Below are 18,426 nucleotides of genomic sequence, written 5' to 3'. Positions count from 1 at the left end.
CATAACGGGCATTGCACAAAGGCGAGGAAACAGCTACCCACTTTTCGTTGAAAATACCACGAATTGTTTAATGAAGACGGATCACGTGATCGAACTTTGGAAACGTCCGGCTGCGGCGCTGGCGGGCATCATCCTGACATTGCTGGCCGGTTCCGTACTGGCGCAGGCCGAGGATATGCGCATCGGGCTTGCAGCGCCCTTGTCGGGGACCTTCGCTCCGTTGGGCAATCAGCTGGCGGAAGGCGCCCGCGTCGCGGCCACGGCCAAAGGCGCGGAACTCGTCATTTCCGATGACCGTTGCGACGCGGAAGGCGGCAAGGCGGCGGCGGAGCGTTTCGTGAAGGAAAATGTGCGTGTCGCGACCGGCTTCCTGTGCCCCGAAGCGCTTGAGGCAGCCCTTCCGGTTCTTGCCGCGGGCAATATAGCTGTCGTGGTATCCGGCGTCAGCGAACCGACGCTGACCGAAAGACGCGCGCTGGCGCCGCTGCCGGTATTTCGTCTCGCAACCGGGCTCGACAAGGAAACGCAGGCGACAGGAAGCTTTCTCGGCAGCCTATGGCGCGCGCAACCCTTCGCGATCATTGATGACGGCACGATTGAAGGACGCGAACGCGCGGCGCGCGTTCTGACAAACCTCAAGGAACAACAGTTGCAGCCGGTCTTCACCGACACCTATCGGCCAGGGCTGGATAACCAGAATGCGCTGGTCGCCCGGTTGCGGCGCGCGGGCGCCACCCATGTCTATGTCGGCGGCGAGCGCGACGATATTGCCGCCATAGGCGCAAGCGCTGCCGTGCTGAACTATCCGCTGACGATCGCCGGCGGCAGCCTTCTGGAGGCCGCTCCCGGCCCCCGGCCCTTGAGCCAGGGCACATTGATGATCGCGCCCCCGCGCCCGCAGGATCTTTCAACCGCGAAGCCCGCAATCGATGCCTTGCGTCAGGCAGGGAAACTTGCGGATGCCTATGCAATCATCGGCTATGCCAGCGCGGAAATTGCGGCCGACGCGATCCGGCGCGCAGACGCGCAGAAAGAGCCGGTCATCGACATGCTTCGCAATCAATCCTTTGAAACCGTCCTCGGCACGATCAGGTTCGGCGGCGACGGCATCCGGACCGACAATCCGAACCGTCTCCAGCGTTTCGACGGCAAGCGCTTCGTGCTAGCCGACAAGTAGCCCAATCAGGCTTGCGGCGATCACCAGTCCAGTCGTCAGGCTCATCGTCGACCAGAAAAGATGCAGCGCCGCGTCGATATCATCGGCATCGGCATCACGTTTGCCGGATGCGTTCAGCATCGGGCCTTCGACTTTTTCCGCCCCATATTGGCGCGGTCCGGCAAGCGCCAGTCCCAGACCGCCGGCAAAGGCCGATTCCGGCCAGCCCGCATTGGGCGAGCGATGCAGGCGCGCATCGCGGCGCATGACGGAAAATGCCTCCCGTCCCGAAAGCCTGTCTTTCGTGATCGCGGCGGCAAGGGAAGCAAGCAGCCCCGTCAGCCGGGCGGGAATATAATTGGCGACATCGTCGAGCTTTGCGGCGAACCGGCCAAAATGACGGTAACGGTCGTTCAGATGACCGATCATGGAATCGGCCGTATTGATGAGCTTGTAGGCAAAAAGGCCCGGCAGTCCGCCGACCAGAAACCAGAATGCCGCGGCGACGATACCGTCCGACGCATTTTCCGCCAGGCTTTCGATCGCGGCGCGGCTGACGCCGCCTGCATCGAGCTGTTCGGGATTGCGCCCGACGATCATCGATACGGCCCGGCGGCCGCCCGCGATGCCCTCCTCACGCAGCGCATGAGCAACCGCCTGCACGTGGTCGGCAAGGCTTTTCTGCGCAAGCAGCACGGTCACGATCAGAATTTCGGCCACCGCGCCTGCTGTCCCCACAAAGGGCAGCAACACTTCAAGGACGAGCCCAAGCAGCACACAGGCAGCGACAAGCCCGATCGTCAGCCACATGCCGTTTCGGCGAAGCGCGGCGGCAGGAAGATTGCGGCTGTTCCAGCGCTTTTCGCCCCACGAAATCGCTTTTCCGAACAGAACGACGGGATGCGGAATTCTCTGCCAAAGAAGCGGCGGATCGCCGACAAGGCGATCGAGCAGAAGCGCCAGTGAAAGGACAATAAGCTTTATTTCCATGAGCTTGACCAGAAAGACTGAATCAAAATTTCAACGCCTTTTCAAACCGCGCGAGCGCCATGTCATCCAGCGGCAGGCCAATGCGCAACCAGTGCGGGGCGTAATCGAACTTCCGGACCAGAATATGTCGCTCGCACAATCGGGCATAAATCCCGGCTGCATCCGCGTGTTCGACAAGCGAAAACAACGCCGTGCCGCCGATTTCCTTCAGGCCGCATGTTTCCAGAACAGCCGACAATCTTCGCCGCCGCAGGTCGATACGGGCGCGATAATCGCAAAGCATTGCGGCATCGCTGAAGGCATGGCTGGCGATTGCGAGCGCCGGGCCGGACACCGCCCATGGGCCGAGCAACCGCGTCAATGCCTCGACGATCGGCATTGCGGCGATGGCAAAGCCCAGCCGCACGCCCGCAAGCCCGAAAAACTTGCCGAATGATTTCAGCACGATCATCGGTGCGTCTTCTGCCTCGCCCGCGACGCTGACATCCGCATGCGCATCGGCGAAGGCCTCGTCCACGACCAGAAAGCCGCCCTGCGCGCCGAGCTTTCGCGCAAGATGCAAAAGCGCAGCTTTCGAAACCACGCGCCCGTCCGGATTGTTCGGATTGACGATGACCGCCGCTGTCGCCTCGTCCGGGATATCGTCGATCGTCGCGCATGGCGCGACCTTCCAGCCGCAGGCGGCAAATGAGGCCGCATGTTCCTGATAGGTCGGGCCGAGGACGGCAACCGTCGACGGCGCAAGCAGTGTGGGAACAAGCTGGATCAGGGCCTGCGTGCCGGGCGCTGCAACAATCGCAGCGTTCTTGTTCAGACCGTAATGGCTGCGCGCCAGCCGCAGCGTGTCCCGCAGCAGCCCCTCATCCGGCAAACGGTTCCAGATTTTGGGCGCAAGCGCAGGAAGCGGAAAGTGCTCGGGATTGATGCCCGTCGAAAGGTCGAGCCAGTATTGAAACCTGCCGCCAAAACGCGCGATGGCCTTGTCGAGCGCGCCACCATGCTCGATTTCGGCGCTCAAGCCTTTTCTCCGCAAAAATCGATGACATGCATGAAGGAACCTGAAACGGAACCCGCCCGCAAGCCCGCTTCCCCAAGATCATCCCCCGCCGCATCGCGGACCCGGAACAGGCGGCCGGCCTTCCCTTCCCGCACGATGCTGGCATAGTGAAATTCATGCGCCTTCAAGGGCCCGGCCCATGGCGCACCTTCAAGCGGTTCCAGCACGCGGTAGCCAAGATGCAGCTTTCTGTCTGCAAAGCTCGTCTCAAGCGGCAAAAGGCCCAGCATCGGGTGTTTCGTGCCCTGCGCATCCTGCACGCTTTCACCGAGAACCATGTAGCCGCCGCATTCGCCATAGATGGTCACGCCACGGCCTGCGGCCTCGCGGATGCCCGCCTGAAACCGCCCGGCCTCCGCCAGACGTCCTGCGTGCAATTCCGGATAGCCACCCGGCAGATAGATCGCGTCAGCCTCCTGTCGCGGTATCTCGTCGCCAAGCGGCGAGAAGAACGAAATCTCCACGCCGCGCCTGCGCCAGCCTTCAAGCAGATGCGCATAGACAAAGGCGAATGCATCGTCGCGGGCAACGGCGATATGGTTGCCGAGCGGCTTCAGGCGCGCAACATTGGCCATTGCGTCAAAGCGCTTCGGTCGCGACCAGATGGTGTGAAGCGCGCCCAGGTCGATATGCGTTTCCATCACATCGGCGGCATGGTCGAGAAAGCTTTCAAGATCGGCATGTTCGCCCGCCTGCACCAGCCCCAGATGCCTTTCCGGCAGAACAAGAGCCGCATCGCGCGGCAGGGCGCCGAGAACCGGAATGCCGAGCGGCTCCAGCGCGCCGCGCAGCATCGCCTCATGCCGGGAGCTGCCCACGCGATTGAGGATAATTCCCGCGATCAGCACATCCTTGCGAAACTGGCTGAACCCCCAGACCAGCGCCGCGATGGATTGGGATTGCTTGGCGCAATCCACCACCAGCACGACCGGCAGATCGAGAAGCCGCGCCAGATCGGCGGAAGTCCCCTTGCCGTCCAGCGCCCCGTCGAAGAGCCCCATCATGCCCTCGGCAACCAACAGTCTGGCGCCGCTTTCGGTCATGCGGGAGGAAAGCGCGCTGATGAGCTCCGGGCGCATCGCCCAAGGGTCCAGATTGAAGCAATCCGCACCGCTTGCCGCCTTGTGAAAAGCGGGGTCGATATAGTCCGGGCCGACCTTTACAGGCGCAAGCACCGCGCCCCTGCGCCTCAAGGCCCGCAACAGGCCGAGCGTCACGGTTGTCTTGCCGGACCCGGAAGCCGGCGCTGCTATCATGAAACCCTTCATGCGTTCTGCGCTCCCTGCTTTTGCTTTCCCTTGCCCAGCGGATCGCTGGTCAGGCTTTTGCCCGTCATTGCGCCGATCCAGTCCAGCCCGGCGCGAAGGCGCACCACTTCGCCCACAACCACGATGGCGGGCGGGGTCAGCCCCGCCGCTTCAACATCTTTTGCAGCCTGCATCAGTGTTGTTTCAAGCACGATCTGGTCAGGCAAGCTGGCATTGCATACAAACGCAACAGGCTCATCCGGCGAGCGCCCGGCCTCGATCAGCCGCCGGGCGATAAGGCCGATATGCTTCATCGCCATATACATGACGATGACAGGCGACGATCTGGCAATGCCCACCCAATCGACGCCATCGGGCATGGCGCCGGTTGCATCATGGCCGGTCAGGAACGTTACCGCCTGATTGATATCGCGATGGGTCGCGGCAATGCCCGCATAGGCAAGGCCGCCGATTCCGGCGGTGACGCCCGGCACGATGCGGAATGGAACACCGTGCTCAACGAGCGTGAGCGCTTCTTCGGCACCGCGCCCGAACACGAACGGGTCGCCGCCCTTGAGCCGCAGCACCTTTTTGCCGTGTCTGGCCAGCTCGACAAGCCGCAGGGAAATATCGCGCTGTTTCGGCGACGGCTTGCCGCCGCGCTTGCCGGCATATTCCAGCACGGCGGCCTCGTTCTTCAAGGAAAGACAGGCATCATCGACCAGCGCGTCATAGACGATCACATCCGCTTGTTGCAAAGCGTTGACTGCGTGTAGGGTCAAAAGACCGGGATCGCCCGGCCCGGCCCCCACAAGCCAGACATGGCCGGGTTCCATCGCAGGCAGCATCACCTTGCTTCTCGCAATGACACATGCTGCCGTTTCTTCAGCCTTGTTCATATTCATCAACCACTATTCCATCTGGCGGCACAGCTATCAGATACATTATAAGGCGTCCATGAACGACGAAACCGCCCCTGCAAATAAAAAACCGGAAAAAGCCGAACTTCGGCGCGGCTGGACGACCGGCGCCTGCGCAACCGCCGCCACCAAGGCAGCCTTGAGCGCGCTTATCACCGGCGAATTTCCCGATCCCGTCGGCATAATCCTGCCCAAGGGGGAAGTGCCCTATTTCCAGCTTGCCTATGAGGGGCTGGGCGATGGCTATGCGATGGCAGGCATCGTCAAGGATGCGGGCGACGACCCGGACGTGACGCATGGCGCAACCATCATCTCGACGGTCTTTCCGGCGCCGCCCGGAACCGGCATCGTCTTCCGCGCGGGTGAAGGCGTCGGCACGGTCACGCGGCCCGGCCTGCAAATCCCCCCCGGCGAAGCGGCGATCAACCCGGTCCCGCGCCGCATGATGACCGAAATCTGCGAACAGATCTGCGCCGAATATGGCCTGCCCGCCGACCTCGTGATCACGATATCGGTGCCGGGCGGCGAGGAGATCGCCAGGAAGACATGGAACCCGCGGCTTGGCATTGTCGGCGGCATTTCCATCCTCGGCACCACAGGGGTGGTCCACCCGTTTTCCTGTTCGGCGTGGATTCATTCCATTCACCGCGGCATCGACGTTGCACGCGCCGCCGGGCAGAAACATGTTCTCGGCGCAACCGGCTCCACCTCGGAAGATGCCGCACAGGCGCTCTATGACCTGCCGGATTTCGCCATTCTCGACATGGGTGATTTTGCAGGCGGCGTTCTCAAATATCTGCGCGACCACCCGATCGACAAACTGACGATCGCAGGCGGCTTTGCCAAGCTCACCAAGCTTGCACAGGGCGCGCTTGACCTCCATTCCTCGCGCTCGCAGGTGGATAAGGGTTTCCTCTGGGTCATTGCCGAACAGGCTGGCGCGCCCGAAAGCATGAAGGACCGGATTCTCTTTGCGAATACGGCGCTCGAAGTGCTTGAACTGACGCGATCAATTGGCCTCGACATGGCAACGCCGATTGCACTGAAGGCAAGGGAAACAGCGCTCGAAACCCTTCGCGGAGCGCCCGTCGAGGTCGAGATTATCGTGACCGACCGTACAGGAAATATCCTTGCCCGCGTCTGAGCCGAAAATACTGGTCCTCGGCGGCACGACGGAAGCGGCAAGCCTTGCCGACACTTTCGCGGCCCTGCCGGTTACGGCGATCACCTCGCTTGCGGGCCGCACCGCGACGCCTGCGAAGCTGAGCGGCCCGGTTCGAAGCGGCGGTTTTGGCGGGGCGGATGGTCTTGCCGCCTATATCAGGGCCGAAAAGATCGACCTTGTGATTGACGCGACACATCCCTATGCCGCGCACATTTCGCAAAATGCCGTCATGGCCACGGAAGCGACGAAAATCCCGCTCATCCGGCTGGAGCGCCCGGTGTGGGAAAAGCAGCCCGGCGACAACTGGATCGATGTCGCAAGCGAAACGGAAGCCGCGCGCGCCATCCCTCCGGGCGGGAACGTCTTTCTGGCGCTCGGTCGCCAGCACATCGCCCCTTTCGCGGAGCGTGCCGATGCGCATTTCGTCATCCGCATGATCGATCCGCCGGACGCGGCGCTTCCACCACATTGTGAAATCGTTCTGGCAAGACCCGGCGATTACGCTGCGGAAAAGCATTTCCTCGCGAAGCGGAACATCGGCCTGATCGTCAGCCGCAATTCGGGCGGAACCGTCTCCTACGCCAAGATTAAAGCCGCCCGCGCCCTTGATCTCCCGGTCATGATGATTGCCCGCCCGTTCATTGCCGCAAAAACCATGGTTGCAACGACGACGGAAGCCGTCGCATCTGCGCGTTCTATTTTAAACTTTTGAGCGCGCCGCGTGGCTATGCGCCTCATGATAAAGCGCCGAATCGCGAAAACTTTTGGGGTCCAGCCCACGCCCGACAAAAATCATTGCCGTGCGCTTGAGCCCGGATGCGGCAACTTTTCCGGCGATATCCGACAGGGTTCCGCGCAAGATCCGCTCATCCGGCCAGCCAATCCGATAGGCGACGACCACCGGGCAATCGGCGCCGTAAAGCGGCGTCAGTTCGCTTTCTATATTTGCAAGATTGCGAATGGACAGATGAATCACCAGCGTTGCGCCCGACCGTCCAAGTGTCGCAAGGTCTTCGCCTTCCGGCATGGCGGACGACTTCATGGAGGTGCGCGTCAGGATGATGGTCTGGTTGATTTCGGGAATGGTCAGTTCCTGCTTCATCGCAGCCGCAGCAGCCGCAAAGGCCGGCACGCCCGGCGTCACGTCATAGGAGATGCCAAGCGCATCCAGCCGGCGCATCTGTTCCGCCATCGCGCCATAGATCGACGGGTCGCCCGAATGCACCCGCGCCACATCGAGCCCTTGCGCATCGGCGGCTTTCATTTCAGCAATGATCTCATCCAGCGTCAGCGACGAGCTGTCGACCAGGCGCACATTTTTCGGCGCCCCGGCCACAACTTCCCTAGGCACGAGCGATCCCGCATAAATGCAGACCGGGCATTTTTCGATCAGGCGCAGGCCGCGCACGGTGATGAGATCGGCCGCGCCCGGACCGGCGCCAATGAAATGAACAGTCACGATTTTCCTTTCCTCAAGCGCGGACGCTGACAGACCTCGCCCCGATGCAGAACCGCCGGAACCTTTGCCAGCGCGGCGGTGGACCGGGCCGACGAGACCTTCCCGACCAGGAGAGAGCCAGCGGGACCTGCCGCAGCCAGCGCCGCGGCCTCCGCCACGCCATGGCATCCAACGGCTTTGAAGACTGTTTCGGACGGGGTCTTCAACCTTGGCGTTTCTTCTTCCAGCCGTGAAGCCTCGAAGAACCGGAGTTCGCAGCCATAATGGGCCGCAAGCCGCGCCCATGCAGGCTCGGCGCGCTTCACGCTAAGCGTCGCGAGAGCATCGGGCCGCACACATCCGCCTTGTGTCAGGGTCGCTTCGGCAAGGGCCAGAAGCTCATCGAAAACAACGCCCGACGAGCCGCCCATCCCAAGATAGAAACGCGGATCAGCCACAGGGCGAAGCCTGCCGCACCTTATGCAGTTCTTCCGGCTTGACGCCGAGCGTATCGGCAATGCGCTGGATCATGGTGGTTTCAGAACGGTCCAGACGATGATCCGAACATGCAATCTTCACGAGATCGCTCAAAAGGGCGAAACGCCGCTCCGGCGCCATTTCGGCCAGCATATTGGCAGCCTGCCTCGTGGTTGTCTCATAGCCGAAATCCTTGAGATATTCGGCCACTTCGGGAAGTTCTTCCGGCGGAATGCCAAAATTCTTTTCCGCGATTTCCTTGAATGCGGCTATTTCGGCCGGATGCTGGTCGCCATCGGCAAACACCACATGCAACAGCAAAAGCAGTTCGGAAGCCAGAGCCGGATCATCGGCCACACGCTGCACGGCGCTTTTCCTGCTGAGAAAAGCGCTAATCCGCTCAAAGATGCTCTCGCTCATGGAACCCCTCAAAACCGATGGTTTTCATATTCATATAATGAATAACGCCGGATGCGCAGGAAAACAATTGCGCCGAATGCCCCCGGCTTTCTTCAAAGGCCATCCTTGTTCGGCTGGCGTTCGGCTGGCCGCTGTTCTATGGTGCGCCAACCTCTCCCTTGGGCTCCCCCGATGCTTGAATTCTTCGACACGCTTACCCTGCTCCTGACGGCTGCGGCATTCATTGCCGGGATCATCGATTCGATCGCCGGCGGCGGCGGCATGATTACCATCCCTGCCCTGCTTCTGGCCGGCATTCCGCCCGTCGAGGCGCTTGGCACCAACAAGCTGCAAGGCCTGTTCGGTTCGTCATCGGCAACCATCGCCTATGCGCGCAAGGGACATGTGAACATTCTCCAGCAATGGCCGGAAGCGCTCGCCTCGCTTCTGGGCTCCGTGCTGGGCGCACTCCTCGCAACCGTCCTGCCGGTGGACATCATGCGCGCGGCGCTGCCGATCCTGCTCATCGCGATCGCGATCTACTTTGCCGTCAAGCCGAGCCTTGGCGATGTGGACCGCGCGCGACGCATCGGCCCGTTCCTGTTCGGTGTGACGCTGGTGCCGCTGATCGGCTTTTACGACGGCCTTTTCGGGCCGGGCACCGGCTCGTTCTTCATGCTGGCATTCGTGGCGCTTGCAGGCTACGGCGTGTTGAAAGCGACGGCGCACACGAAGCTTCTCAACTGCGCTTCCAATATTGGCGGTTTCGCCACCTTTGCCGCGGTCGGCGTCATCAACTGGAAAATCGGCATTTCAATGGGCATTGCGCAATTCATCGGCGCGCAGATCGGCGCAAGCCTTGCCATGAAGGTCGGCTCGCGCATCATCAAGCCGCTTCTGATCGTGGTCAGCCTTGCGCTGGCGGTGCGCCTCCTGATGGACGGAACCAATCCGCTGCGCCAGTGGATGGGAATCTAAACCCGAAGCGCGACCAGAACGACGCCGCAGCCGATCAGCAAAATGCCTAACCAGTTGATGGTGGACATGCGCTCGCCAAGGAATGCCGCCCCGAACAGGGCAACCAGCACGACCGACAATTTGTCGACCGGGGCCACGCGCGAAGCATCCCCGATTTGCAGGGCGCGAAAATAGGCAAGCCACGATGCGCCGGTGGCAAGCCCCGACAGCACAAGGAACAGCCATGACCGGGCGGATATCTCGCCCGGCTTCTGCCATTGACCGGTCACGGTCAGGAACAGGCACAGCGCGCCAATGATGACCAGCGTGCGCACGAGCGTGGCAAAATCCGAATTGATGCCCTGAATGCCCACCTTGGCGAAGATCGCCGTCAGCGCGGCAAAAACCGCCGACATCAGCGCCCAGAACTGCCAGCTGTCCACCATTAGAACTCAATGCCTTTCTGCGCCTTCACGCCGGAACGGAAGGGGTGCTTTATCATCTCCATTTCGGTCACAAGGTCTGCCGCCTCGATCAACTCGTCCTTGGCATTGCGGCCCGTGATGATGACGTGCTTCATCTCCGGCTTGGCTTGCAGCACCTCGATCACCTCCTCGACCGGCAGATAGTCATAGCGAAGCACGATGTTCAGCTCGTCACAGAGCACCATATCGTAGCTGTCATCCATAATCATCGCCTTGGCCTGTTCCCAGGCGCCGCGCGCCATGGCGATATCGCGCGTGCGATCCTGCGTTTCCCAGGTAAAGCCCTCGCCCAGTGCGGAAATCGTCACCTGCTCGGGAAATTTCTCCAGAACCCAGCGCTCACCCGTATCCCACGACCCCTTGACGAACTGTACCACGCCGATCTTCATCCCATGGCCCAGCGCACGGAAAACCATGCCGAAACCGGCGGTCGACTTGCCCTTGCCCTTGCCGGTATGGACGATCACCAGACCTTTTTCCTCGGTCTTGGTCGCCTGTATCTTGTCGCGGGCGGCTTTCTTCTTGCGCATCTTGTCCGCGTGGCGGGCGTTCAGCTCCTCTTCGGTCATCGAAAGAAGTTTTTCCGATTTCTCAGCCATTTATCGCCCTTTCCGGATTCAGTTTTTGAAGATGTGAGCCCAATACTTCCAGCTCGAACCGCGCGGAGTTGGAGCGAGGCGTCCAGAAGCCCCGCTCAATCGCATCGTTGAGTTTGGCCGCCGTCTCGGCCAGTGCTGCCGGGTTTTTTTCCGCCATGAAATCATGCACCGTCTTGTCGGCGATATAGGCCTGATAGACCGCCTCGAAATGATGGTTGCCGACCTTGCCCGTGGTGGCGGCGAAGGCGAAAAGATAATCGACTGTCGCCGCGATTTCCGCCGCGCCCTTGTAGCCATGGCGCATGACGCCCGCGATCCATTTGGGATTGGCCGCGCGCCCGCGCACGACACGCGAGAGTTCTTCCTCCAGCGCGCGGATGACCGGCTTTTCGGGCCGCGAATGGTCATTGTGATAGATGGATGGCATTGCGCCGGTCAGGCTTTCAACCGTCGCGGCCATGCCGCCTTCGAACTGGTAATAGTCATCGCTGTCGAGAAGGTCGTGTTCGCGATTGTCCTGATTTTGCACGACCGCCTGAACCGAGCGCAGCCGCTCTTCAAGAAGGCCGCGTTCCGCCTGCCCTTCCTCGCCCGCGCCATAGGCATAGCTGCCCCAGACGAGCCATGCTTCCGCAAGATCGTTGCGGCCAGCCCAGCCATTCTCGTCGATCAAGGCTTGCAAACCCGCGCCATACGCGCCCGGCTTCGACCCGAAAACGCGATATCCGGCGCGGCGTTCCGCCGTCTGCCGGTCCGCTCCGCTTGCCACAAGACGCGCCTGTTCCGCCTTCATGCGGGCGGCAATGGGATTGTCCTCCACACCCTCATCCAGCGCGCCGACGGCACGCACGGCCTTGTCGAAAAGCGCAATCTGTTCCGGGAAGGCATCGCGGAAAAAGCCGGAAATGCGCAGCGTCACATCCACGCGCGGGCGGGCAAGCCCGGCCAGCGGCACGATCTCGTAGCCCGTCACCCGGCGCGAGGCCATGTCCCAGACCGGCTTGACGCCGATCAGCGCCAGAGCCTGCGCAATATCGTCCCCGCCGGTGCGCATATTCGATGTGCCCCAGGCCGTCAGGCCGAAGGAGGTCGGCCATTCGCCATGGTCCTGCGTGTAGCGCGTGACCAGAAGCTCGGCGGATTTTCGGCCGAGTTCCCATGCCGCCGGTGTCGGCACGGCGCGACTGTCGGTCGAAAAGAAATTGCGCCCCGTCGGCAGAACATCCGGTCGCCCGCGTGTCGGCGCGCCCGACGGCCCCGGAGGCACGAAGCGGCCTGAAAGGGCCGTCAGAAAGCCGTCTATTTCCGAAGGCCCGCACGAAACGACCATGGGCCGCAACTGCTCTTCGATTGCTTGCAGCACGGCCCGCGTCTGCGTCCAGCCTTTCGGGCATGGCACCGCGCCCGCCACCAGTTGCGCGGCAAGAATTTCAATGCGTTCAACCGTGTCGCCCACGATGCGCCATGTGGCGGGGCTCGCCGCAAGCAGCATTTCCGGCTTCGCGCCTGCCCACGGCTCCGCCATCGTGCAGTCCAGCGGATCGAAGCCTTCACCAAGCCCCGCATCGGCGGCAATGGCGCGTTGCAGGCTCTGGTCGCCCGGCGCGCCGCCGAGCGAAACCGGGATGCCGCGCGGCACACGCGCCAGCGCCACCAGAAGATCGGTCAGCAGGCGCGCTTGTGGGGCAAGGCCGAAAACATGCAGCCCGTCGCGGATCTGCATCTCCTTGAGATCGCAGAGATAGGCGTCGAGCTTTTGCAGCGCCATATCCTCGTCGTCATGGTCGTGAATGCCCGCATCCCGATCAAGCCCGATATCGCGCACAAGGTCGAGTATCTGCCCTTTCAGCCGCAGGAGACGGCGCGGATCGACACCCGACGCCTCATAATATTCGTCCACAAGGGCTTCGAGGTCTTTCAGCGGTCCATAGCTCTCGGCGCGGGTCAGCGGCGGCGTCAGATGATCGATGATGACGGCGCTCGCGCGCCGCTTGGCCTGCGTGCCCTCACCCGGATCGTTCACGATGAACGGATAGATATGCGGCATCGGGCCGAACACGGCTTCGGGATAGCAGGTTTCGGAAAGCGCAAGCGCCTTGCCGGGCAGCCATTCCAGATTGCCATGCTTGCCCATATGCACCACGGCATCCACACCCGCCACCGCGCGCAGATAGGCATAACAGGCAATATAGCCATGCGGCGGCACCAGATCGGGCGCGTGGTAAGTCTCTTTCGGATCGATATTATAGCCGCGCGCAGGCTGGATACCGATGAGCGTTTCGCCCAACCGCATCAGGGGCAGCGCAAAGGCATCAAGCTCCCGCGCAAAATAAGGATCGTTTTCGGGCGCACCCCAGCGCGCCTCGACCTCCACCTGAATCACAGGCGCAAGTTTTCCGAACAATGCCTTGTATTGATTGAGCGAAATGGTTTCGCGGATTTCCCGCCCGTCGCGCGCCGCATTGGTGGGACCGGCCATCAGGGCGCGCATGAGCGCATCGCTGTCGGCCGGCACCTCCCCCACGGGATAGCCTTCAGCCGCCATGGCGCGCAGCACTTCCACCGTTCCCGCCGGCGTGTCGAGGCCAACGCCATTGCCAAGCCGTCCATCGCGGTTCGGATAATTGGCAAGGATCAGCGCCATACGCCGTTCAGCCGGCGGCTTTCGCCTCAGGCGCACCCAATTGGCGGCAAGTTCCGCCACAAAGTCCACCCGGTCGGGCTGCGGCTCGTGCGTGACAATATCGGCTTCCACCGAAGCATCGAACTGTTGCGCGGATTTGAAGGAAACGGCACGTGAAAGCACGCGCCCATCCACCTCCGGCAAAGCCACATTCATGGCAAGATCGCGCGCCAGCAAACCCTGCGGCGAGGATTGCCAGACCGCCTTCGGCGTGCCGGAGAAAATCACCTGCAAAACCATATTGCCGCGCTTGTCCAGCACGGTGGGCTTGCGTTCCGATCCGGGCGAGGAAATCGCAAAGCCGGTGGCGTTGAGCACGATATCCGGCGGGCAATCCTCAAACAGCCCGTCGACCACCGCCGCGGACAAGCGATCCTTGAGGCTCGATACGAAAATCGGAAGCGGATTGAGCCCCCGCGCCTGCAAGGCAGCAAGCAGGGCATCCACCGGCTGTGTCTGACCGCTCTGCACCAGCGCGCGATAGAAGATGATCGCCGCCACCGGCGCGGCCCGATCAGGCCAGTGCCGCTGAATGGAAATGAGAGAGGGCACCGTCTCGCCCGGCCACCACAGCCCGGCTTTCAGCAGCGGCGCGGCAGCCTCCGGCTTTTCGCAATCGGAAATTAGCGCCCTGCAATATGCAAGAAAGCCATGCGTGTTGGCCGCACCGCCCTCGATCAGATAGTGCCAGAGATCATCCCGCTCGGCGGCAGGGATTGTCGAGAACCGATCCAGTCCGCGATCCGGCTTGTCGTCGCCGGGCAGCACGGCGATCTTTGCGCCGCAAGCGACGGCGCATGCATGCAGGGCTTCCAGCCCGTAAGGCCAATAAGTCTCGCCCCCGATGATCCGCACCACGATCAGCTTTGCGTGCCGCGCGGTGCGCTCCACATAGGCATCCACCGACATGGGATGCGTCAGGCTCAGAAAATTGGCCAGGCGCAGGCTCGGCATATCCGGCGCAAGCCGGTGCGCCTGCGCAAGGCTCGCCAGTTCCGTGTCGGCGGCGGAAAGGAACACGATCTCGCCCGGCGTCTGGCCAAGATCGACGGCTTCATTGCCGTCGCTGATCGTTCCCTTCTGGGCAAGCAGGAGATGCATCAGGCCGCGTCTTTCACGGCCTGGGCGATGGCTGCCTCGTCAATGTCATGCAAGCCGATCACCACCAGCCGGGTCGAGCGTGTTTCATCCTTGCCCCATGGCCGGTCGAAATAATGTTCGATGCGCGGCCCCACCGCCTGCACCACAAGGCGCATCGGCTTGCCCGGCACATCCACAAAACCCTTCAGGCGAAGAATATCGTGTTCGGCGATCACCGCCTTCAGCTTTTCCGCGAAAGCCTTCGGATCGGCAACCGAACCGGCCTCCACCACAAAACTCTCGAACTCGTCATGATCGTGTTCGTGCCCGTCTCCATGATGGGCTTCATGATGGATTTCATGATGCGAGCGGCGGTTGACGATATCGTCTTCCGTACCGACGCCAAGCCCCAGCAGAACATCCGCGCCAAGCTTGCCGAAGCTTGCCGGCACCATGTTCACCCGGCGCGACGACCGCTCCGCCACATCCGCCTTCACGCCATCCAGTTTCGCGGCGTCGATCAGGTCGGCCTTGTTCAGAACGATAAGGTCGGCCGCATGAATCTGATCCTCAAAAAGTTCCTCCAGGGGGCTTTCATGGTCAAGCGATTCATCGGCTGCGCGCTGCGCATCCACCTTGTCATGATCGTCGGCAAATCGACCTTCCGCCACGGCGGCGGCGTCGATCACCGTCACCACGCCATCGACCGTCACCTGCGTCTTGATCTCGGGCCAGTTGAAGGCCGCGACCAGCGGCTGCGGCAGGGCAAGGCCGGAAGTTTCGATCACGATATGGTCGGGCCGGTCTTCCCGGTCCAGAAGCTTGGTCATGGTCGGAATGAAATCATCGGCAACGGTGCAGCAGATGCAGCCATTGTTGAGTTCGATCACATCTTCTTCCCGGCAGGTCTCGATCCCGCAGCCTTTCAGAATGCCGCCATCGACGCCGAGATCGCCGAACTCGTTGATGATCAGCGCGATGCGCTTGCCATTGGCATTTTCCAGCAAGTTGCGGATCATGGTCGTCTTGCCCGATCCGAGAAAACCCGTGATGACTGTTGCCGGAATTTTCTGTCCCTGCATGACTTATCCCTTCATCTTGAGCGGCAGGCCCGCCGCCATGAAATAAACTTCGTCCGCGACCGCGGCCACTGCCTGATGCAGAAAACCCGCATGATCGCGAAATTCCCGTGCCATGCGATTTTCCGGCACGATGCCAAGACCGACTTCGTTGGAAACGAAAACCACCGGCCCCGTTAGCGCAGGCAGCGCGGCAACAAGCCTGGCGGTTTCCGCCGCCACATCCCGCTCCGCCATCATCAGATTGGTGATCCAGAGTGTCAGGCAGTCGACCAGAACGAACCGGCCCGCAGCCGCATGGGCCTTGAGGGTTTCGGCCAGATCAAGCGGCTCCTCAACCGTTTGCCATTGCGGCCCGCGCCTTTCCCGGTGGATCGCGATGCGGCTTTCCATTTCGGTGTCGAAGGCGCGTCCGGTTGCGAGATAAAGCGGCTGAAACCCCGAGGCTTCAACCATTTTTTCCGCATGGGACGACTTGCCCGAGCGGGCCCCGCCAAGAACCAGTATACATTTTCCAGGCGAAGCCATATTCGTCAGCCTTCAATCTCGCAGGATGCGTAATGCTGAATGAACCAGCCGAGCGCCAGCCCGATCGCCGCCCACATGAAAAGGTTGGTCGCCAGCGAAGCTACCGCATATTGCGAGGCAAGCAAGGAGGGGACCGGCGAGGAAATATCCTCCGGGTGCGGCGCCCCATAAAGATGCGGCGCGACAATCAGAACCAGACCGAGAATCTTCGCCCAAAGCTCCTGCCGCAGGATGAGGAGATAAATCCCAAGGCCGCTCAGGACCACCGTTGCGATCCACCAGAGCTGGCGTTCGGCGAGATCGGCGGCGGGCATGGCCGGAAGTTCCGGCGAAAGGCCAAGGGCCGGCAGGAAGGCAACGGCAAAAAAGCCGGCAAGCCCCCAGAAAATGCCGTTCCGCAGCGTGATGCGACGGCCAAGCAGCAAAGCAACCCCGCCCAGAAGCAGGGCGAAACCCGCGCCCGCCACGAGATTGGCAAGGATGGTGTTGCCCAGACGGCCAAAGGGCAGTTCCGCGCCCTCTTCGCCTTGAGCATCCGCCGCGTGTTCATGCGGTGCGGCTTCCGCTTCGCCATGGTGATGGCCGCCGGCCGCATCCTCATAGGTTTCGGCCTGCATGATCAGCGGTACGGTTTTCAGATACATGGCAGGCGTAACCAGAAGTCCGGCCAGAAGACCGGCGGCAAGCGTTGCCAACAGATAACGGATCAACATTTCAGTCCCTCAACAGCAATGGCGCGCCGATGGCCGTCCGCCATCGAGCGTTGCTCAACTTCAAAATCCCGAAAATCGGTTCAGCTGCTCAGTGGCAGGGGAACCCATAGGAATGGCGGGTATCATGCGCTGAATCATGCAGCGCATCGGAATGGGCTAGGCCCACGCCGTAGATCAGAAACGCGCCGAGTAGCAGCGAAACGACCGCCGTTCCAAGACGGGCGGCAAGCGGCATTGCAAGTGTGTCGGAGACAGAATTACGCATATGTGCAGCCATGACAACCTCCGTGCAGGCAGCAGGGAAAAACCTCCCATGGGGTGCGGGCGCAATGCCCTCATGCAACAGGCAGGTCTCCTGGCTCGCGGGTCTTGGGGAATGAAGCGCCTTCCCAGAAATCCATCTGATTTCCAGTGGCTGCCGGTCGCCCGGCTTGCCTCTTCCCTCTCCGCTCTACAGTCGCGGGGTCGGCTGCGATAAAGACGCCCGGCTTGGGTCCGTCCGTCGCATTCCCTTTTGGTATTGCCGGGGGACTCGTTCCGGCAAAACCTGTCACATGGTTCGACACTAGGCTCTCAGCTTGGCGGCGTCAATCAGCGAACATGGAGCCGCTTGCGAAGTTTCTCACCTTTGAACCGCACCCAGCCATCAATCGCATCGGCATGACGGGCGATCCTTGGCCAGAGCCAGATCATAAGGCCAATGATAAGTGTCCAGGCGATGACAACATCGGACAGGAAATGCGCGCCCATAAACACCCGGTTCAACGATATGAGCGCCAGAACCGGCACCAGAATTATCGCTGCTTTCAGCCGAAAACGTGCGGGCACGAGGATTAAGAGCGACAGCATGGCAGCGGCGGCCGACGATTCAGCCGAAGGGAATGAACAGTTACGCTGGCACATATGCGCCAATTGCCACGCAGGCGTAAAATCAGCCAAGCCGCCGAATTCCAGTATATCCCTCGGTCGCGCCCGACCGATGAGAGGTTTCAAACTATTCACCAGTGCACCGGGACCAAGGGCATAGGTGAGTGTAATATAAAGAAGCTTATGCGGCGCCACTGCCGAGATCGGTTGCCGCCACAAAGCATAGATTGCCACCAGAACAATCATGAATATCAAAAGACACCATTGGCTGAACCGATGAAAACTTCGCAATGCGTTCCAATAGGGATCATGAGAGATGAAAAAACCGCCCGACCGGAAAAAATACCGTGAGACGATCAAATCAATTTGCGGGAAAACAATAAAAAATCCACTGACTGCGATAAAACCATACAGGAAAGCCATCTGCAATCTTGGATTGTAAATTACAGACACAGAATCCGATGACTTAACAATATGCAAGAATCACCTATAAAATAAATTAAATATATGATGCATCAATTCCAGGAAATTCCCTATAATATTCTATAAACGAGATACGCCAATTTGCAACACATTAAAACAAATC

At 61.1% G+C, this 18,426-nt stretch carries 19 protein-coding genes and 1 riboswitch; of the genes, 4 read left to right on the top strand and 15 right to left on the bottom strand.

All coding sequences use genetic code 11. The features are described from left to right. Positions 1–70 precede the first annotated feature (70 nt). On the top strand, positions 71–1,177 hold the full coding sequence (locus AVM02_RS04170) for a branched-chain amino acid ABC transporter substrate-binding protein (RefSeq protein WP_411505763.1): 1,107 nt from the start codon (positions 71–73) through the stop codon (positions 1,175–1,177). On the opposite strand, the gene cbiB is transcribed toward AVM02_RS04170, so the two are convergent. From cbiB to cobA, 4 genes are read right to left on the bottom strand one after another with little or no spacing between them, the layout of a single operon-like run. Beyond that, positions 1,163–2,146, bottom strand: a complete 984-nt coding sequence (gene cbiB / locus AVM02_RS04165) for an adenosylcobinamide-phosphate synthase CbiB (protein ID WP_411505762.1) — start codon at positions 2,144–2,146, stop codon at positions 1,163–1,165. The two genes, AVM02_RS04170 and cbiB, sit on opposite strands and share 15 nt — an antisense overlap. Positions 2,147–2,168: 22 nt before the next feature. Continuing rightward, complete coding sequence (gene cobD, locus AVM02_RS04160) at positions 2,169–3,164, bottom strand: threonine-phosphate decarboxylase CobD (protein WP_411505761.1); 996 nt, start codon at positions 3,162–3,164, stop codon at positions 2,169–2,171. Then, a complete protein-coding gene (locus tag AVM02_RS04155) occupies positions 3,161–4,471 on the bottom strand; it encodes a cobyrinate a,c-diamide synthase (protein ID WP_411505760.1) in 1,311 nt (436 codons plus the stop codon). The genes cobD and AVM02_RS04155 overlap by 4 nt, the downstream gene beginning before the upstream one ends. Then, positions 4,468–5,349, bottom strand: a complete 882-nt coding sequence (gene cobA / locus AVM02_RS04150) for a uroporphyrinogen-III C-methyltransferase (RefSeq protein WP_411505879.1) — start codon at positions 5,347–5,349, stop codon at positions 4,468–4,470. The genes AVM02_RS04155 and cobA overlap by 4 nt, the downstream gene beginning before the upstream one ends. Before the next feature lie 58 nt (positions 5,350–5,407). Here cobA and AVM02_RS04145 point away from each other — a divergent pair, with 58 nt between their 5' ends. Together AVM02_RS04145 and AVM02_RS04140 are read left to right on the top strand one after the other, a co-directional pair. Continuing rightward, positions 5,408–6,514 carry a cobalt-precorrin-5B (C(1))-methyltransferase gene (locus AVM02_RS04145; protein WP_411505759.1) on the top strand — a complete coding sequence of 369 codons (1,107 nt, stop codon included), beginning with the start codon at positions 5,408–5,410 and terminating at the stop codon, positions 6,512–6,514. Beyond that, positions 6,501–7,247, top strand: a complete 747-nt coding sequence (locus tag AVM02_RS04140; RefSeq protein ID WP_411505758.1) for a cobalt-precorrin-6A reductase — start codon at positions 6,501–6,503, stop codon at positions 7,245–7,247. Before AVM02_RS04145 ends, AVM02_RS04140 begins: the two co-directional genes overlap by 14 nt. Here AVM02_RS04140 and cobM read toward each other — a convergent pair. Genes cobM through AVM02_RS04125 form a run of 3 tightly spaced genes read right to left on the bottom strand, consistent with a single transcriptional unit; the run spans position 7,236 to position 8,870 of the window. Further along, a complete protein-coding gene (gene cobM, locus AVM02_RS04135; protein ID WP_411505757.1) occupies positions 7,236–7,994 on the bottom strand; it encodes a precorrin-4 C(11)-methyltransferase in 759 nt (252 codons plus the stop codon). The genes AVM02_RS04140 and cobM overlap by 12 nt on opposite strands. Next, a complete protein-coding gene (locus tag AVM02_RS04130; protein ID WP_411505756.1) occupies positions 7,991–8,431 on the bottom strand; it encodes a cobalamin biosynthesis protein in 441 nt (146 codons plus the stop codon). Before AVM02_RS04130 ends, cobM begins: the two co-directional genes overlap by 4 nt. Then, on the bottom strand, positions 8,424–8,870 hold the full coding sequence (locus tag AVM02_RS04125) for a TerB family tellurite resistance protein (protein ID WP_411505755.1): 447 nt from the start codon (positions 8,868–8,870) through the stop codon (positions 8,424–8,426). The genes AVM02_RS04130 and AVM02_RS04125 overlap by 8 nt, the downstream gene beginning before the upstream one ends. A gap of 171 nt (positions 8,871–9,041) precedes the next feature. Here AVM02_RS04125 and AVM02_RS04120 point away from each other — a divergent pair, with 171 nt between their 5' ends. Then, the gene (locus tag AVM02_RS04120) at positions 9,042–9,827 is read left to right on the top strand and encodes a TSUP family transporter (RefSeq protein WP_411505754.1); all 786 of its coding nucleotides are present in this window, start codon (positions 9,042–9,044) and stop codon (positions 9,825–9,827) included. On the opposite strand, the gene AVM02_RS04115 is transcribed toward AVM02_RS04120, so the two are convergent. The 8 genes from AVM02_RS04115 to AVM02_RS04080 form a co-directional block, all read right to left on the bottom strand. Next, positions 9,824–10,252 (bottom strand): EamA family transporter, encoded by a 429-nt coding sequence (locus AVM02_RS04115; RefSeq protein WP_411505753.1) that lies wholly within the window; start codon positions 10,250–10,252, stop codon positions 9,824–9,826. The genes AVM02_RS04120 and AVM02_RS04115 overlap by 4 nt on opposite strands. Continuing rightward, positions 10,252–10,890 carry a cob(I)yrinic acid a,c-diamide adenosyltransferase gene (gene cobO / locus AVM02_RS04110; RefSeq protein WP_411505752.1) on the bottom strand — a complete coding sequence of 213 codons (639 nt, stop codon included), beginning with the start codon at positions 10,888–10,890 and terminating at the stop codon, positions 10,252–10,254. Before cobO ends, AVM02_RS04115 begins: the two co-directional genes overlap by 1 nt. Next, complete coding sequence (gene cobN, locus AVM02_RS04105) at positions 10,883–14,674, bottom strand: cobaltochelatase subunit CobN (protein ID WP_411505751.1); 3,792 nt, start codon at positions 14,672–14,674, stop codon at positions 10,883–10,885. Before cobN ends, cobO begins: the two co-directional genes overlap by 8 nt. Then, positions 14,674–15,735 carry a cobalamin biosynthesis protein CobW gene (cobW, locus tag AVM02_RS04100; protein WP_411505750.1) on the bottom strand — a complete coding sequence of 354 codons (1,062 nt, stop codon included), beginning with the start codon at positions 15,733–15,735 and terminating at the stop codon, positions 14,674–14,676. The genes cobN and cobW overlap by 1 nt, the downstream gene beginning before the upstream one ends. A 3-nt stretch (positions 15,736–15,738) precedes the next feature. After that, a complete protein-coding gene (cobU, locus tag AVM02_RS04095; protein ID WP_411505749.1) occupies positions 15,739–16,260 on the bottom strand; it encodes a bifunctional adenosylcobinamide kinase/adenosylcobinamide-phosphate guanylyltransferase in 522 nt (173 codons plus the stop codon). A 5-nt stretch (positions 16,261–16,265) separates the two neighbouring features. Continuing rightward, entirely contained in the window at positions 16,266–16,973 is a 708-nt protein-coding gene (locus AVM02_RS04090; protein WP_411505748.1) for a CbtA family protein, read from the bottom strand. An 88-nt stretch (positions 16,974–17,061) separates the two neighbouring features. Continuing rightward, complete coding sequence (locus AVM02_RS04085; protein ID WP_411505747.1) at positions 17,062–17,250, bottom strand: CbtB domain-containing protein; 189 nt, start codon at positions 17,248–17,250, stop codon at positions 17,062–17,064. A gap of 50 nt (positions 17,251–17,300) precedes the next feature. Beyond that, a riboswitch (cobalamin riboswitch) is annotated at positions 17,301–17,539 on the bottom strand. Between the two features lie 25 nt (positions 17,540–17,564). Next, entirely contained in the window at positions 17,565–18,263 is a 699-nt protein-coding gene (locus tag AVM02_RS04080; protein ID WP_411505746.1) for a phosphatase PAP2 family protein, read from the bottom strand. Positions 18,264–18,426: the final 163 nt, after the last annotated feature.

It is taken from the genome of Brucella anthropi, from assembly GCF_046630315.1.
Lineage (GTDB): Bacteria > Pseudomonadota > Alphaproteobacteria > Rhizobiales > Rhizobiaceae > Brucella > Brucella anthropi_A.
Note: the sequence above shows the minus strand (reverse complement) of the source record. Positions and strands in the feature narration are given on the sequence as shown.

Excerpts from the sequence above, each read along its gene's own strand:
- AVM02_RS04170 (WP_411505763.1), top strand. The coding sequence starts at position 71 with ATGAAGACGGATCACGTGATCGAACTTTGGAAACGTCCGGCTGCGGCG.
- cbiB (WP_411505762.1), bottom strand. The coding sequence starts at position 2,146 with ATGGAAATAAAGCTTATTGTCCTTTCACTGGCGCTTCTGCTCGATCGC.
- AVM02_RS04155 (WP_411505760.1), bottom strand. The coding sequence starts at position 4,471 with ATGAAGGGTTTCATGATAGCAGCGCCGGCTTCCGGGTCCGGCAAGACA.
- cobA (WP_411505879.1), bottom strand. The coding sequence starts at position 5,349 with ATGAACAAGGCTGAAGAAACGGCAGCATGTGTCATTGCGAGAAGCAAG.
- AVM02_RS04145 (WP_411505759.1), top strand. The coding sequence starts at position 5,408 with ATGAACGACGAAACCGCCCCTGCAAATAAAAAACCGGAAAAAGCCGAA.
- AVM02_RS04125 (WP_411505755.1), bottom strand. The coding sequence starts at position 8,870 with ATGAGCGAGAGCATCTTTGAGCGGATTAGCGCTTTTCTCAGCAGGAAA.
- AVM02_RS04120 (WP_411505754.1), top strand. The coding sequence starts at position 9,042 with ATGCTTGAATTCTTCGACACGCTTACCCTGCTCCTGACGGCTGCGGCA.
- AVM02_RS04115 (WP_411505753.1), bottom strand. The coding sequence starts at position 10,252 with ATGGTGGACAGCTGGCAGTTCTGGGCGCTGATGTCGGCGGTTTTTGCC.
- cobO (WP_411505752.1), bottom strand. The coding sequence starts at position 10,890 with ATGGCTGAGAAATCGGAAAAACTTCTTTCGATGACCGAAGAGGAGCTG.
- cobN (WP_411505751.1), bottom strand. The coding sequence starts at position 14,674 with ATGCATCTCCTGCTTGCCCAGAAGGGAACGATCAGCGACGGCAATGAA.
- cobW (WP_411505750.1), bottom strand. The coding sequence starts at position 15,735 with ATGCAGGGACAGAAAATTCCGGCAACAGTCATCACGGGTTTTCTCGGA.
- cobU (WP_411505749.1), bottom strand. The coding sequence starts at position 16,260 with ATGGCTTCGCCTGGAAAATGTATACTGGTTCTTGGCGGGGCCCGCTCG.
- AVM02_RS04090 (WP_411505748.1), bottom strand. The coding sequence starts at position 16,973 with ATGTTGATCCGTTATCTGTTGGCAACGCTTGCCGCCGGTCTTCTGGCC.
- AVM02_RS04085 (WP_411505747.1), bottom strand. The coding sequence starts at position 17,250 with ATGGCTGCACATATGCGTAATTCTGTCTCCGACACACTTGCAATGCCG.
- AVM02_RS04080 (WP_411505746.1), bottom strand. The coding sequence starts at position 18,263 with ATGGCTTTCCTGTATGGTTTTATCGCAGTCAGTGGATTTTTTATTGTT.